Annotated in this window: 14 protein-coding genes; 10 read left to right on the forward strand and 4 right to left on the reverse strand. The window is 67.8% G+C overall.

Annotation, left to right across the window (positions count from 1 at the left end):
• The first annotated feature begins 2 nt into the window (after nt 1-2).
• From ACM14_RS19405 to ACM14_RS19445, 9 genes are all read left to right on the forward strand, one after another.
• Nucleotides 3-785: an ABC transporter ATP-binding protein gene (locus ACM14_RS19405; RefSeq protein ID WP_065347059.1), complete on the forward strand. Its 783-nt coding sequence runs from the start codon at nt 3-5 to the stop codon at nt 783-785.
• Nucleotides 782-1,531, forward strand: a complete 750-nt coding sequence (locus ACM14_RS19410) for an ABC transporter ATP-binding protein (protein ID WP_016454051.1) — start codon at nt 782-784, stop codon at nt 1,529-1,531. Before ACM14_RS19405 ends, ACM14_RS19410 begins: the two co-directional genes overlap by 4 nt.
• Nucleotides 1,528-2,520: a branched-chain amino acid ABC transporter permease gene (locus ACM14_RS19415; protein WP_034391650.1), complete on the forward strand. Its 993-nt coding sequence runs from the start codon at nt 1,528-1,530 to the stop codon at nt 2,518-2,520. Before ACM14_RS19410 ends, ACM14_RS19415 begins: the two co-directional genes overlap by 4 nt.
• A gap of 13 nt (nt 2,521-2,533) precedes the next feature.
• Nucleotides 2,534-3,601, forward strand: a complete 1,068-nt coding sequence (locus ACM14_RS19420) for a branched-chain amino acid ABC transporter permease (protein ID WP_065347063.1) — start codon at nt 2,534-2,536, stop codon at nt 3,599-3,601.
• Between the two features lie 52 nt (nt 3,602-3,653).
• The gene (locus tag ACM14_RS19425) at nt 3,654-5,858 is read left to right on the forward strand and encodes a 3-hydroxybutyrate oligomer hydrolase family protein (protein ID WP_065347064.1); all 2,205 of its coding nucleotides are present in this window, start codon (nt 3,654-3,656) and stop codon (nt 5,856-5,858) included.
• Nucleotides 5,859-5,923: 65 nt separating this feature from the next.
• Nucleotides 5,924-6,832, forward strand: coding sequence for an alpha/beta fold hydrolase (locus tag ACM14_RS19430; RefSeq protein WP_065347065.1), 909 nt, complete (start codon nt 5,924-5,926; stop codon nt 6,830-6,832).
• Nucleotides 6,833-6,941: 109 nt separating this feature from the next.
• Nucleotides 6,942-7,937, forward strand: coding sequence for a rhodanese-like domain-containing protein (locus tag ACM14_RS19435; protein WP_065347060.1), 996 nt, complete (start codon nt 6,942-6,944; stop codon nt 7,935-7,937).
• Nucleotides 7,938-8,201: 264 nt separating this feature from the next.
• A complete protein-coding gene (locus tag ACM14_RS19440) occupies nt 8,202-8,522 on the forward strand; it encodes a hypothetical protein (RefSeq protein ID WP_013803323.1) in 321 nt (106 codons plus the stop codon).
• Between the two features lie 69 nt (nt 8,523-8,591).
• Nucleotides 8,592-8,810 (forward strand): hypothetical protein, encoded by a 219-nt coding sequence (locus ACM14_RS19445; protein WP_013803322.1) that lies wholly within the window; start codon nt 8,592-8,594, stop codon nt 8,808-8,810.
• 104 nt (nt 8,811-8,914) lie between these two features.
• Here ACM14_RS19445 and ACM14_RS32095 read toward each other — a convergent pair whose 3' ends face one another.
• The 4 genes from ACM14_RS32095 to hemH form a co-directional block, all read right to left on the reverse strand.
• Complete coding sequence (locus ACM14_RS32095; RefSeq protein WP_012204476.1) at nt 8,915-9,088, reverse strand: hypothetical protein; 174 nt, start codon at nt 9,086-9,088, stop codon at nt 8,915-8,917.
• Between the two features lie 11 nt (nt 9,089-9,099).
• Entirely contained in the window at nt 9,100-10,197 is a 1,098-nt protein-coding gene (locus ACM14_RS19450) for a YeeE/YedE thiosulfate transporter family protein (protein ID WP_046239479.1), read from the reverse strand.
• Between the two features lie 93 nt (nt 10,198-10,290).
• On the reverse strand, nt 10,291-11,265 hold the full coding sequence (locus tag ACM14_RS19455; RefSeq protein ID WP_065347061.1) for a sulfurtransferase: 975 nt from the start codon (nt 11,263-11,265) through the stop codon (nt 10,291-10,293).
• Nucleotides 11,266-11,411: 146 nt separating this feature from the next.
• On the reverse strand, nt 11,412-12,509 hold the full coding sequence (gene hemH / locus ACM14_RS19460; RefSeq protein ID WP_013803319.1) for a ferrochelatase: 1,098 nt from the start codon (nt 12,507-12,509) through the stop codon (nt 11,412-11,414).
• Nucleotides 12,510-12,600: 91 nt separating this feature from the next.
• Here hemH and ACM14_RS19465 point away from each other — a divergent pair, with 91 nt between their 5' ends.
• A complete protein-coding gene (locus ACM14_RS19465) occupies nt 12,601-13,371 on the forward strand; it encodes an HAD family hydrolase (RefSeq protein ID WP_063326688.1) in 771 nt (256 codons plus the stop codon).
• Nucleotides 13,372-13,433: the final 62 nt, after the last annotated feature.

The raw sequence follows: 13,433 nt of genomic DNA on the forward strand, positions 1-13,433 counted from the left end.
CAATGTTGCGCACAGAGGATCTGACCATCCGCTTCGGGGGCCATGTGGCCGTCAACGGCGTGAGCTGCGCTTTCGAGCCGGGCACGCTGACGGCCATCGTGGGCCCCAACGGGGCGGGCAAGACCACGTATTTCAACCTGATCTCGGGGCAGCTCAAGGCCACGGCCGGGCGCGTGCTGCTGGGCGGGCGCGAGCTGACGGGGCTGGCCCCTTCGGCGCGCACGCGGGCCGGGCTGGGGCGGGCGTTCCAGCTCACCAATCTGTTCCCGCACCTGAGCGTGCTGGAGAACGTGCGCCTGGCCGTGCAGGCGCGCGACGAGGGGCCGCACCGGCGCGGCCTGAACCTGTGGAGCATCTGGAGCGACCACCGGGCATTGACGCAGCGGGCGCTGCACATCCTCGACCAGGTGGCCCTGTCCGCCCGGCGCGACGAGGCCGTGGCCGCGCTGCCGCATGGCGACCAGCGCAAGCTGGAGGTGGCCTTGCTGATGGCGCTGGAACCCCAGGTCTATATGTTCGACGAGCCCACGGCGGGCATGAGCCATGACGAGGCGCCGGTGATCCTGGACCTGATACGCAAGCTCAAGCAGGACCGCAGCAAGATCATCCTGCTGGTGGAGCACAAGATGGATGTGGTGCGCGAGCTGGCCGACCGCATCATCGTGCTGACCAGTGGCACGCTGGTGGCCGATGGGCCGCCGGCCGAAGTCATTGCCTCGCCTGTGGTGCAGCAGGCCTACCTGGGTGTGATGCCGGAGCAGGGCGCCGTGAAGGAGGCCGCATGAGCGCTGCCGCCAACCTCAACCCAAACCCCAACCTGCTCGAACTGTCGGGCGTGCACACGCATATCGGGGCCTATCACATCCTGCATGGCGTGGACCTGGCCGTGCCGCGCGGGCAGCTGACCATGCTGCTGGGGCGCAACGGCGCGGGCAAGACGACCACGCTGCGCACCATCATGGGCCTGTGGCGGGCCAGCCAGGGGCGCATCGCCTTTGGCGGGGCCGACATCACGGCCCTGCCCACGCCCGCGATTGCGCGGCTGAACATTGCCTATGTGCCCGAGAACATGGGCATCTTCGCGGACCTGACGGTGCAGGAAAACCTGCTGCTGGCCGCGCGCGGCGCCTCGCGCGCCGACCGCATGGACGCGCAGCGGCTGCAGTGGATCTTCGGCATGTTCCCGGCCGTGGAGAAGTTCTGGAACCACCCGGCCGGCAAGCTGTCGGGCGGGCAAAAGCAGATGGTGGCGGTGGCGCGCGCCATCGTGGAGCCGCGTGACCTGCTGATCGTGGACGAGCCCAGCAAGGGCCTGGCACCGGCCATCATCGAGAACATGATCGCGGCCTTCGCGCAGCTCAAGGCGGGCGGCACGACGATTGTGCTGGTGGAGCAGAACCTGGGCTTTGCGCGCCGCCTGGGCGACCGCGTGGCGGTGATGGACAACGGCCGCGTGGTGCACGCGGGCGGCATGGCCGAGTTCTCGGCAGACGCGGCGTTGCAGCAGTCGCTGCTGGGGCTTTCGCTATGAACAAGCTGAACAGGCTGGATGTGGATTTCAAGCCGCTGCTGCTGGTGCCCGTGCTGGCCCTGGTGGCGCTGCCGCTGGTGGGCTCGGCCTCGACCTGGCTGACGCTGACGGTGGCGGGGCTGGCCATGGGGATGATCGTGTTCATCATCGCCTCGGGGCTGACGCTGGTGTTCGGGCTGATGGATGTGCTGAACTTCGGCCACGGCGTGTTCATCGCGCTGGGCGCCTTCGTGGCCACCAGCGTGCTGGGCGCCATGGGCGACTGGACGGGGTCCGAGCAGCTGTGGCGCAACCTGCTGGCCGTGCTGCCGGCCATGGTGGTGGCCATGCTGGTGGCGGGCGCCATCGGGCTGGCGTTCGAGCGCTTCATCGTGCGGCCCGTGTACGGCCAGCATCTCAAGCAGATCCTGATCACCATGGGCGGCATGATCATCGGCGAGGAACTGATCAAGCTCATCTGGGGCCCGCAGCAGATTCCGCTGCCGCTGCCCCAGGGCATGAAGGGCGCCTGGCTGCTGGGCGATGCCGCCGTGGAAAAGTACCGCGTGGTGGCCGTGCTGGTGGGGCTGGCGGTGTTTGCCCTGCTGGCCTGGACGCTGTCGCGCACCAAGATCGGCCTGCTGATCCGCGCAGGCGTGCAGGACCGCGAGATGGTGGAGGCCCTGGGCTACCGCGTGCGCCGCCTGTTCGTGGGCGTGTTCGTGGCGGGCTCGGCCTTGGCCGGGCTGGGCGGGGTGATGTGGGGCATGTACCAGCAGAGCGTGGTGCCGCAGATGGGCGCGCAGGTCAATGTGCTGATCTTCATCGTGATCATCATCGGCGGGCTGGGCAGCACAGGCGGGGCGCTGATCGGCGCGCTGCTGGTGGGGCTGATGGCCAACTACACGGGGTTCCTGGTGCCCAAGGTGGCGTTGTTTTCCAACATTGCGTTGATGGTGGCCATCCTCTTGTGGCGGCCTCAGGGCGTCTATCCCGTAGCGAACCGCTGAAGGAGTGATCGACATGCTCAACCGATTGCTTTCCGGCGACATGCCGCGCAGCCGCGTGCTGGCGGTGCTGCTGCTGTTGATCTTCCTGGGGCTGGCGGCGGCGCCGTTCGTGTTCCCTGGCGTGAAGGCGCTGAACGTGGCGGCCAAGGTGCTGATCTTCGTGGTGCTGGTGGCCAGCTTCGATCTGCTGCTGGGCTACACCGGCATCGTGAGCTTTGCGCACACCATGTTCTTCGGCATTGGCGCCTATGGGGTGGCGATAGCGTCCTCGCGCATGGGTGCGGGCTGGGGCGCGCTGGCGCTGGGCCTGGGCGCGGCGCTGCTGGTGTCGCTGCTGCTGTCGCTGGCCATCGGCCTGTTCTCGCTGCGGGTACGGGCCATCTTCTTTGCCATGATCACGCTGGCCGTGGCGGCGGCGTTCCAGACGCTGGCCTCCCAACTGTCGGAATGGACGGGCGGGGAGGACGGGCTGAGCTTCAAGTTGCCCGAATGGCTGTCGCCCAGCTTCGAGCCCTTCGAGAACGAGGTGCTGGGCGTGCTGATCGACGGGCGCATCATCACCTACTACCTGCTGTTCGTGCTGGCCGTGGCGCTGGTGCTGGCGCTGCTGCGCATCGTCAACTCCCCGTTCGGCCGCGTGCTGCAGGCCATCCGCGAGAACGAGTTCCGTGCCGAGGCCATCGGCTACCGCGTGGTGGTGTACCGCACGCTGTCCAGCGTGCTGTCGGCCCTGTTCGCCTGTGTGGCCGGGGCCATGCTGGCGCTGTGGCTGCGTTATAACGGGCCAGATACCTCGCTGTCGTTCGAGATCATGATGGACTGCCTGCTGATCGTGGTGATCGGCGGCATGGGCACCATCTATGGCGCGGCGATCGGCTCGGTGCTGTTCCTCATTGCCCAGAGCTATCTGCAGGACCTGCTGCGCGTGGCCAGCGAGGCCGCGCACAGCCTGCCCTGGCTGGCCGCGCTGCTGTCTCCCGACCGCTGGCTGCTGTGGCTGGGCGTGCTGTTTGTGTTGTCGGTCTACTATTTCCCCACGGGCGTCGTGGGGCGTCTGCGTTCTTCCCGCGCCGGAGCCTGACCAGGGCCCCTGGCGCATTCGTGCATCAGAGAACTACCACAAGGAGATGGGCATGTTGAAGCGTGAAGAGATGGTGTCGTCGATTCCTGCAACCCCCTGGCGCTGGGCCTTCACGGCGCTGGCGGCGGCCGCGCTGGCAGCCTGCGGCAGCGGCGAGCATGAACCCAGCAACGATCTGCCCAAGGGCTTTACCGAGCTGGGCGCCACGGTGTATCCGGCCACGGCCACCGGCACGGGCGCCACGGCGGCCACGCAGGACTTGCTGACGGGCGGCCTGGGCAAGACGGGCCTGGGCGCCGCAGCCGCGCCCCTGTACGCGGACCCTGCCAATCCCACGGCGGCGGAGCTTCGGCGCAATGCGCTGTACTCCAACTACCGGGGCATCCTGGACCCCACGGCGGGCGGCGGCTACGGCACGCTGTACGGCCCCAACATCACGGCAGACGGGCAGGTGACCACGGGCGAAGGGCTGATCCCCGGGCGCGAGTACCTGGCCGTGCTGGACGACGGCACGGGCCGCAAGCAGACCATGGTGGCCGTGCAGGTGCCGGACAGTTTTGACCGCAACCGGCCCTGCATCGTGCTGGGCCCGTCCTCGGGCTCGCGCGGCGTGTATGGCGCCATCGGCACGGCGGGCGAGTGGGGCCTGAAGAAGGGCTGCGCCGTGGCGCTGACCGATGCGGGCAAGGGCGTGGGCCTGCACAACCTGAGCGACGACACCGTCAACAAGCTGGACGGCACGCGCGCCACGCGCACGGATGCGGGCAGCCTGTCCTTCTTTGCCGCGCGGCTGACCGATGCGGCGCGCGCCGCCTACAACGCTGCGTTTCCCAACCGCATTGCCATCAAGCACGCGCATTCCCAGCAGAACCCTGAAAAGGACTGGGGCAACGACACGCTGGCCGCGGCCCGCTATGCGCTGTACGTGCTCAATGCCCGCTATGGCACCACGCAGGACCCCGTGCCCTTCGGCAAGGACAACACGCTGGTGCTGGCGGGCTCGGCCTCCAACGGCGGCGCGGCCGTGCTGCGCGCGGCCGAGCTGGATGCAGACGGCCTGATCGACGGCGTGGTGGCCTCCGAACCCGTGACCGAGATGCCCACGCGCCAGGGCTACACCATTGCCGTGGGCAGTGCGACCATGCCCAACCCGGGCCGCACGCTGGCCGAGTACACCACCTACGGCAACATCTACCAGCCCTGCGCGGCGCTGGCGCCCGATGCGGCGCTGACCGAGACATCCATCTTCAACTACATAGGCCTCACCGCCATGACGGCGCGGGCCGAGGCACGCTGCACCAGCCTGGCCGCCAAGGGCCTGGTCATTGGCAGCACCACGGCCGACCGCGCCGCCAATGCGCTGAGCAAGCTGCGCCTGTACGGCTGGACGCGTGACCACGACCGCATGCACAACGCCCACTACGCGCTGGGCAACGGCCCCATCCTGTCTGCCATGTACACCATGGCCTATGGCCGGTTTGGCGTGGATGCCAACCTGTGCCGCACCAGCTTTGCGGCCGCCAATGCCACGGGCGACGTGGTGCCCGCCACGGGGGCCGCGCTGGCTCAGAGCTTTGCCACGGCCAATGGCACGGCCAACGGCACGCCCGCCACGGTGGTCTACAACGACTCGGTGGGCGGGGCCAAGGCCTGGCAGTTTGCCGTGTCGCCCTCCACGCGCGTGGCCGACCTGGGCCTGGACAACGCGCTGTGCCAGCACGCGCTGGTGACGGGCTTCGATCCGGTGACCGGCTTCAATCTCTCCGAAAGCAGCGTGCCCACGCGTGCCCAGAGCGACGCCGTGCGCGCCGGCATCAACGAGGTGCTGCACACCGCCAAGCTGCGCGGCAAGCCCACCATCATCGTGGCGGGCCGCAGCGATGCGCTGGTGCCGGTCAACCACAATGCGCGCGCCTACACGGTGCTCAACCGGGGGCTGGACGGCAGCAACACGCGGCTGCGCTATATCGAGGTGGTGAATGCCCAGCACTTCGATGCCTTCCTGCCGTTCTCGGGCTTCGACACGCGCTTCGTGCCGCTGCATCCGTACTTCAACCAGGCCATGGATGCCGTGTGGGCCAACCTGCGCAGCAGCACCGCGCTGCCCGCCAGCCAGGTGGTGCGCACCACGCCGCGCGGCGGCCAGCCGGGCGCGGCGCCCGCCATCACGGCGGCCCAGGTGCCGCCCTTCGTGGCGCGGCCCAGCACGGCCAACACCATCGAGGTCAGCGACGGGCTGATCCGCATTCCTGAGTGAGCCAGGCCCTGGAGCGGCCGGCGGCCAAGGCGGCCGGCCGCTCCTGCACAGCAGAGATTTCTCCCATGGCTTCCAAAGCATCTTCCTCATCCGCGCCCGTACCCGCTTCCTGCTACACGCAATGCGCGGGCTACGAGATCCACTACATGGACTGGCAGCCCGCGCCCGATGTGGCGCCAGCGGGCACCGTCGTCGCCTGGCACGGGCTGGCACGCACGGGGCGCGACATGGATGCACTGGCGCAGTTCCTGGCAGGCCAGGGCTGGCGCGTGATCTGCCCCGACACGCCGGGCCGGGGCCTGAGCCAGTGGAGCCGCGCGCCGCGCGAGGAATACCGGCTGGGCTTCTACGCCCGCATCGCGCGCGGGCTGTTCGATGCGCTGGGGCTGGAGCGCGCGCATTGGGTAGGCACGTCCATGGGCGGGGCGATTGGCACGGTCTGCGCCTCGGGCCTGTTCGAGCCGTCGCTGCGCGCACGCATTGCCACGCTGGTGCTCAATGACAATGCGCCGCAGCTGGCCGAGTCGGCGCTTGCACGCATCAGGTCCTATGCGGGCCAGCCCCCGGCCTTCGATACTGTGGGCGAGCTGGAGGCGTTCTTTCGCCAGGCCTACCGGCCCTATGGCTGGCTCAGCGATGCCGAGTGGCGCAAGCTCACCGAAACCAGCGTGCGCCGCCTGCCCGATGGGCGCGTCACGCCGCACTACGACCCGGCCATGATCGAGCAGTTCACGGCCCATGACGACGACTACGGCATCTGGCCGCACTACGACGCCTTGCAGATTCCCGTGCTGCTGCTGCGGGGCGTGGACTCGGACCTGGTGCTGCCCGAGGTGGCCCGGGAAATGACCACGCGCGGCCCCGGCGCGCGCGGCCTGCTGCACTGGCAGGAGGTGCCCGGCTGCGGCCATGCGCCGGCGCTGAACGTGCCCGCGCACTGGCAATGGGTGCTGGAGCATCTGCAGCGCGGCTGAGCATCAACCCGGGCCGGGCGCGGATGTTGCTGCCGCGCTAGCATTTGCGACGGGTGCAGCCTCGCCTTCTTTTCGGGCGCGGGCACCGTCTGGGCAAGAGAGGCCTGACATGGGTTTTCTGGTGGAGCTGATCCGCGAGTACGGCTTCGGCATCGTCTTTCTCAATGTGTTCGTCGAGCAGCTGGGTGCGCCGATTCCGGCCTACCCGGTGCTTGTCGTGACCGGCGCGCTGGAAGGCGCCGACTGGGTGCGCCTGCTGTGGCTGGTGGCCGTGGCCGTGAGCGCCGCACTCATCGCCGACCTGTTCTGGTACCAGGCCGGCAAGGCCTACGGCCACCGGGTGCTGGGGCGCATCTGCCGCATCTCGCTGTCGCCCGACGCCTGCATCCGCCAGACCGAGACCGTCTATGGCCGCTGGGGCGCAAGGTCGCTGCTGGTGGCCAAGTTCGTGCCGGGGTTTGCCTCCATCGCCAGCGCGCTGGCCGGCGTGATGGGCACGCCGCTGCGCAGCTTCGTGCTGTATGACGGGCTGGGCGCGCTGATCTGGGTGGGCTCGGCCGTGTACCTGGGCTCGCTGTTCAGCTCCACGGTGGAAGACCTGCTGGGCGTGCTCACGGCGCTGGGCCAGTGGGGCCTGTTGCTGCTGGGCGTGGCGCTGGGGCTGTTCATCGTGCGCAAGTGGTGGCAGCGCCATCGCATGGTGCGTTCATTGCGCATGCCGCGCATGTCGGTGCGCGAACTGGCGGGCCTGCATGCCCAGGGCATGGAGCCCACGGTGATCGATGTGCGCGCTCTGCCGCAGTACCGCCAGGGCCATATCCCCGGCGCCCAGTCCTGGGAACTGCGCCCGCGCGATGGCGGCGAGTCGCATGCGCACCTGCTGCCCCAGCACGACCATCCCCACGGGCTGGTGATCTACTGCGACTGCCCCAACGAGATATCCGCCGCCCGCCTGGCGCGCCAGCTGCAGCGCGCCGGCTTTGCCAATGTGCGCCCGCTGGTGGGCGGCCTCAAGGCCTGGCAGGCGGCTGGCTTCGACGTGGAAACCGCGCCGCTGCCCGTGACGGCAGGTGCGGACGAGGGGCCGGCGCCCAGCGTGCCGTAGTGGCTGAAGGTCCTCGGATTGCTGCCGGATTGAGGGCGAGAAAACGTTAACGTTCACACGAAGTTGATAACGAGTCGTCTGTTCTGGTAGAGACGTCAGCGGGCTGGACCTGACGTGGTCCTTGCTCTCTCTCTGATGCGCTCCTCGCCCTATCGCTTGCCAAGATGCAGGATGGTCACCTAGCGTTTGCTGGTGCCTGAAGCGCGCCATGCTTCAATGTTTTAATTTGTTACTATTGCCGTTCATTTGAATGAGGGCATGGTCATGACATTGCTGATTCTCTTGATTCTTGGCGCTGTTGGATATTTCTATTTGGCGCATGTCTTGAATGAGAAGAAGAGGGCGCGGCTTATGGAGAAGTACGGCGATGCGGACATTGTCGAGCGCATCATGAAAAAGATGTTCTGGCAGGGGCAGACAGAGGAGCAGCTATGCGATTCGCTTGGAAGCCCAGTCGACATCGACTCCAAGGTCATGAAGACGAGACATCGTCAGGTGTGGAAGTACCAGCCCTCAGGCCGGAACCGGTATCGGCTGCGTATCACGGTGGATGACGGGTATGTCGTCGGATGGGATCACAAATAGGCAGCTTCCTCGTCTCACCCGTTGCAGTTCAATTTTTTATCCTTGTCTCAGGTTCGTTCCAGAAGAAATATGAAGTACGTTGTCTACATCGGCGCCGTGATGGGTGTCTTTTTCATGCTCTCAACCATTGGCGTCCAGGGAGCACCGCAAGAGGCGGCACTTGCAGCTATGGCCTGTGCTTTTTGCATCATCCCCTACGTTGTTTTCAGGGTCCGGCAGTCGGCGGTGGAAGAAGAGCAAAGGAAGAAGATCATCGAGTTGCTGAGAGTCATCGCTCAAGACAAATAAAACCTGCTCCTGAGGGGGCGTGCGAAGCAAAAAAGCCCCTTGGCACTGCCAAGGGGCTTTTTCATTCAGGCGAATTCAGTCGTGAGGTCCTGCCATCAGCAGACCTATTTGCCCGCCGGCATCGAGCAGTGCCCGCCTTGCGTGGCCTTGCCCGAGCCGGCCGCGATCAGCGGCGCCTCGAAGCGCAGGTCCACGGGCGGCGAGTGCAGGTGGTCCCAGGCCAGGAAGAGGACGAGCACGGCCCAGAAGACCGCGCGCAGGGTGTTTTGCTGTGTCATGGCGGGTCCTGTCAGAAATTGAAGTGGCGGCGGATGCGCAGGCCGAAGATGGTGCCGGCAAAGGCCAGTGGCACCCAGATCCAGCCGTGTATGCTGCCCGTGGAGATACCCGAGAGCATGGCGCCCACATTGCAGCCGAAGGCCAGGCGCGAGCTGTAGCCCAGCACCAGGCCGGCCACCAGGGCCACCATCCATTGCGTGCCCGTGAGCGGCTTGGCATTGACGGGCTTGGCGGCAGCCACCCACAGGGCGCCGCCCAGGATGCCGATGTTGGTGATGCTGGTCACGTCCAGCAGCACGGTCTCGTGCAGGCGCGCGGCGTTGCCGGGCTGGCTCCAGAACCAGTTGCCGGCCAGGTCCACGGCGCCTGTGGCGTTGGCGATCTTGGCGGCCCACAGGCCGAATCCGTAGACCACGCCCCAGGGCTGGCCCGCAATGATGAGGTTGAGCGTGGCCAGCACGGCCAGCAGCACCGCGCCCACCACCCACTTGCGCACGAACAGCGGCTTGGCCGGGCGCTTGAGTGCCATGTTGGCGCCACGCACATACCAGGCCACGCCCAGCGCGACCACGGCCAGCGCCGCCAGCGTGGCCAGCAGGGCAGGGGCCCAGCCCCAGGCCGTGACCAGGCCCACTGGCTGGGTGTTGCCCAGGTCCAGCCACCACCCCAGGTGCAGGCTGCCCAGGAAGCTGCCGATGGCGAACACGGGCAGGATGGCCGCGTTCATGGGAATGCCCATGCCGGCCTTGTACAGGGTGCCGCTGCCGCAACCGTCTGCAATCTGCATGCACAGGCCGAAGACGAAGGCGCCCACCAGCAGGCTGATGCTGGGCGGGCCCAGAGCGGCCGTGAGTTCGGGATAGTGGCCCAGCAGCGGCATGGCCAGCGCGGCGGCCAGCGCCAGCAGCAGCAACTGGCCGAAGACGCCGCTGGCGTCCTTGTCCTCGATCAGCATGCGCCAGCCCGTGGTGAAGCCGAAGCGCTTGCCGGCCAGCACCGCGCCCAGGCCCAGGCCCACGGCGAACAGCGCGGCCTGGCGCACCGAGACGCTCCACAGCAGCCAGCCAAAGAAAACGGCCAGGATGGCCGCAAGAGGAAGTCGTTTCATGTCATTTTTCTCCATGCAGTCGCCCTCCCCCGCGAAGCGGGTAGAGAGGCGCCGTGCCACGGCGGGAAGGCGCGCAAGCGCCTCAGGGGGTGTTTACTTGAACTTTTTTTCCCACCACTGCTTGGCGTCGTAGGCCAGGGATTCGGCGCGGCCGGGCTGGTTGGCCATGGGCGGCGCATCGGCCTGCTGCGTCCAGTCCACCATGGAGCCCGCATACAGCTTGACGCCCGGCAGGCCTGCGACTTCGGACAGGCCGAACCAGTCGGTGGCCGCCCAGTGGCCGGTGTTGCAGAAGGCCACCATGTCCTGGCCCTGCTCGCGCTTGACCTTGGCCGCGATCTGCTTGGCCGTCGCGGTATCGACAAAGGTGGAGGTGCCGGGCACGAACCACTGGTTGAAGTCCAGCTGCTGCGCGCCGGGCAGGGTGCCCGAGATCTTGGCGGCAGGCGCGCGCGTCTTGCCCTGGTAGAAGGCGTCGGGGCGCGAGTCCACCAGGGCGGCGTTGCTGAGCCTGACGTGCTGGCCCACGTCCTCGCGCGTGGCGATCAGGCTGGTGTCGAGCTGGGGCTGGTAGCTGCTGCGAGCGACTTTGACGGCCTCGTTGTCCTGCGGGAGCTTTTGCTCGTTCCAGGCCTTCATGCCGCCGTTGAGCACGGACAGCTCCTTGAGGCCCAGCAGCTTGAGCGTCCAGTACACGCGCGCTGCGGCGCCGAAGTCGGTGGCGTCCGCACCCGTGGAGACCACGATGGCGTGGGTGGCGGGTGTCAGCCCCAGGGACTGCACGAGTTCGGTGAGCTTGGGCAGCTCGGGCAGCTCACCGGGGTTGGTGGCAGGGCCGCGCCATTTGCCGTAGGGGGCGTTGAGCGCGCCTGGAATATGGCGCTCGCCATAGGCCTTGGGATCGCGGATGTCGATGATGCGCACGGCGTCCTGGCCGGCGGCGGCCTGCACGCCGGCAGGGGTGAGCAGGGGGGCGGCGGCGTGGGCCGTGCCGAGGGCGGTGCAGGCAAGGCCCAGCGCCAGCAGCGGGACTGCCAGGCGCAGCGAGGGAAGAAATGTCTTGGTCATGATGGCTGGGGCCGATCATGGAAGACCGGCGGAACAAGCAACTGGAGTGCAATTGTCCCGCTTGCAGCATCTATATACAAAGACGCTTATGCATTCTGCTCATGAGGCAGGGTTATATGGCGCGGCGCAGAAGATGCAGAACGGCCTCAGCGCTGTGCGCCCACGGCCTTGGCGCGCTCCAGGCTGGCGTCGAGTTCGGCCTGCGGCGCCTTCTGCGTGGGCCAGCCCTGCATATGCTGCTGGGCGATGCGGCTCAGCGCCGTGATCCAGGGCGCGCTGTCGTTGAGGCAGGCAATGTATTCGAACTGCTCGCCGCCCGCATGCATGAAGGCCTCGCGCGCTTCCTGGCTGATTTCCTCCAGCGTTTCCAGGCAGTCGCTGGTGAAGCCGGGGCAGACCACGTCCACCCGTTTGGTGCCGCTGCGTGCCAGCTCGATCAGCGAGGGCTCGGTATAGGGCTCCAGCCATTTGGCCTTGCCAAAGCGCGACTGGAAGGTCACCAGGTATTGCGAGGGCGACAGGCCCAGGCGCTCGGCCAGCAGGCGGGCGGTCTTGCGCGATTCGCAGTGGTAGGGGTCGCCCAGGTGCAGCGTGCGCTCGGGCACGCCATGAAAGCTCATGACCAGTTTCTCGCCACGGCCGTTGCCGCGCCAGTGGGCCTCGATGCGCTGGGCCAGCGCGTCGATATAGGAAGCGTCGTCGTGGTAGCGGTTGACGAAGCGCAGCTCGGGGATGTGGCGCTGGGTGCGGGCCCAGTCGTAGACCGCGTCGAACACGCTGGCCGTGGTCGTGCCCGAGTACTGCGGGTACAGCGGCAGGATGAGGATGCGCGTGGCGCCCTCGGCCTTGAGGGCATCGAGCACGCTGGGGATGGACGGGTTGCCGTAGCGCATGGCATGGCGCACCAGCACGTTGTGTCCGGCCTCGCCCAGCCAGCCGCGCAGCAGCAGGGCCTGGCGCGCGCTCCAGTGCTGCAGGGGGGAGCCGTCCTTCTCATGCCAGACGGTGGCGTACTTGGCCGCCGACTTGGCCGGCCGCGTGCGCAGGATGATGCCGTGCAGGATGGGCAGCCAGGCAATCCTGGGGATCTCGACCACGCGGTCGTCGCCCAGGAACTGCGCCAGGTAGCGGCGCACGGCCGGGGCCGTGGGCGCATCGGGCGTTCCAAGGTTGCACAGCAGCACGGCGGTGCGCTGGGGTTGGTCGTGGCGGAATGGAGGTTCTGGCGCGAAGCGGGAAGGCATGGGGCCGATTGTGGCAGGACGGAGCCGCCTGCCACGCGAGTCGGATGACCCGGCTGCAGCCGGCAACGGCTGCCTTCGCTATGCTCGAACCATGTCCCAAGCCACCATCGCCCCCCTCGCCGAATCCTCTCTTTACCCTGCATTGGCCGCATTGCAGCAGCTGCGCCGCAGCGGCCGCATCCGCGCCATTTCCATCGACCTGGATGACACGCTGTGGCCCGTGTGGCCAGCCATCTCGCGCGCCGAACAGGTGCTGCTGGACTGGCTGCACGCCCATGCGCCCACCACGGCCGCAGCGCTGCGCGACGTGGCCACCCTGCGCGCCATCCGCGTGCAGATCGAGCGTGACCGCCCGGACCTTGCCCACGACCTGAGCGGCCTGCGCCGCGAGTCCATCCGCCTGGCGCTGCAGCGCAATGGCGACGATGGCGGCTTGGCGGAAACGGCCTTCGACATCTTCTTTGCCGAGCGCCAGCGCGTGGACCTGTACGAGGACGCGCTGCCCGCCCTGCAGTTCCTGGCCGCGCGCTGGCCCGTGGTGGCGCTGAGCAACGGCAACGCCAGCGTGCACGTGGTGGGCATTGGCGAGCATTTCCATGCCGCGCTGAGCGCGACCAAGGCCGGCATGGCCAAGCCCGATGTGCGCTTTTTCCACGCGGCAGCGGCGGCGGCAGGCGTGGCGCCTGACGAGGTGCTGCACATTGGCGACGACGCGCGGCTGGATGCGCTGGGCGCCATGGATGCGGGTATGCACGCAGTCTGGCTCAACCGCACGGGCGTAGCATGGCCTCACGAGGGGTCCACGCCCCACGTCACGGTGGCCAGCCTTGCGCAGTTGTGCCAGGGGCTGGCTGACAGCTGACCCTGCCTGCCCGCGAAGCCGCGCCATGCCATGCCCACCAGCCACAGCACCGCTTTCTTCCA

This window comes from Delftia sp. JD2, from assembly GCF_001682645.1.
Taxonomy (GTDB): domain Bacteria; phylum Pseudomonadota; class Gammaproteobacteria; order Burkholderiales; family Burkholderiaceae_C; genus Comamonas; species Comamonas acidovorans.

What these genes read in the sequence shown, in the direction of transcription:
- hemH (WP_013803319.1), bottom strand. Translation starts at nt 12,509, where the DNA reads ATGCCTTCCCGCTTCGCGCCAGAACCTCCATTCCGCCACGACCAACCC.
- ACM14_RS19455 (WP_065347061.1), bottom strand. Translation starts at nt 11,265, where the DNA reads ATGACCAAGACATTTCTTCCCTCGCTGCGCCTGGCAGTCCCGCTGCTG.
- ACM14_RS19410 (WP_016454051.1), top strand. Translation starts at nt 782, where the DNA reads ATGAGCGCTGCCGCCAACCTCAACCCAAACCCCAACCTGCTCGAACTG.
- ACM14_RS19420 (WP_065347063.1), top strand. Translation starts at nt 2,534, where the DNA reads ATGCTCAACCGATTGCTTTCCGGCGACATGCCGCGCAGCCGCGTGCTG.
- ACM14_RS19415 (WP_034391650.1), top strand. Translation starts at nt 1,528, where the DNA reads ATGAACAAGCTGAACAGGCTGGATGTGGATTTCAAGCCGCTGCTGCTG.
- ACM14_RS32095 (WP_012204476.1), bottom strand. Translation starts at nt 9,088, where the DNA reads ATGACACAGCAAAACACCCTGCGCGCGGTCTTCTGGGCCGTGCTCGTC.
- ACM14_RS19430 (WP_065347065.1), top strand. Translation starts at nt 5,924, where the DNA reads ATGGCTTCCAAAGCATCTTCCTCATCCGCGCCCGTACCCGCTTCCTGC.
- ACM14_RS19435 (WP_065347060.1), top strand. Translation starts at nt 6,942, where the DNA reads ATGGGTTTTCTGGTGGAGCTGATCCGCGAGTACGGCTTCGGCATCGTC.
- ACM14_RS19445 (WP_013803322.1), top strand. Translation starts at nt 8,592, where the DNA reads ATGAAGTACGTTGTCTACATCGGCGCCGTGATGGGTGTCTTTTTCATG.
- ACM14_RS19405 (WP_065347059.1), top strand. Translation starts at nt 3, where the DNA reads ATGTTGCGCACAGAGGATCTGACCATCCGCTTCGGGGGCCATGTGGCC.
- ACM14_RS19450 (WP_046239479.1), bottom strand. Translation starts at nt 10,197, where the DNA reads ATGAAACGACTTCCTCTTGCGGCCATCCTGGCCGTTTTCTTTGGCTGG.
- ACM14_RS19465 (WP_063326688.1), top strand. Translation starts at nt 12,601, where the DNA reads ATGTCCCAAGCCACCATCGCCCCCCTCGCCGAATCCTCTCTTTACCCT.
- ACM14_RS19440 (WP_013803323.1), top strand. Translation starts at nt 8,202, where the DNA reads ATGACATTGCTGATTCTCTTGATTCTTGGCGCTGTTGGATATTTCTAT.
- ACM14_RS19425 (WP_065347064.1), top strand. Translation starts at nt 3,654, where the DNA reads ATGTTGAAGCGTGAAGAGATGGTGTCGTCGATTCCTGCAACCCCCTGG.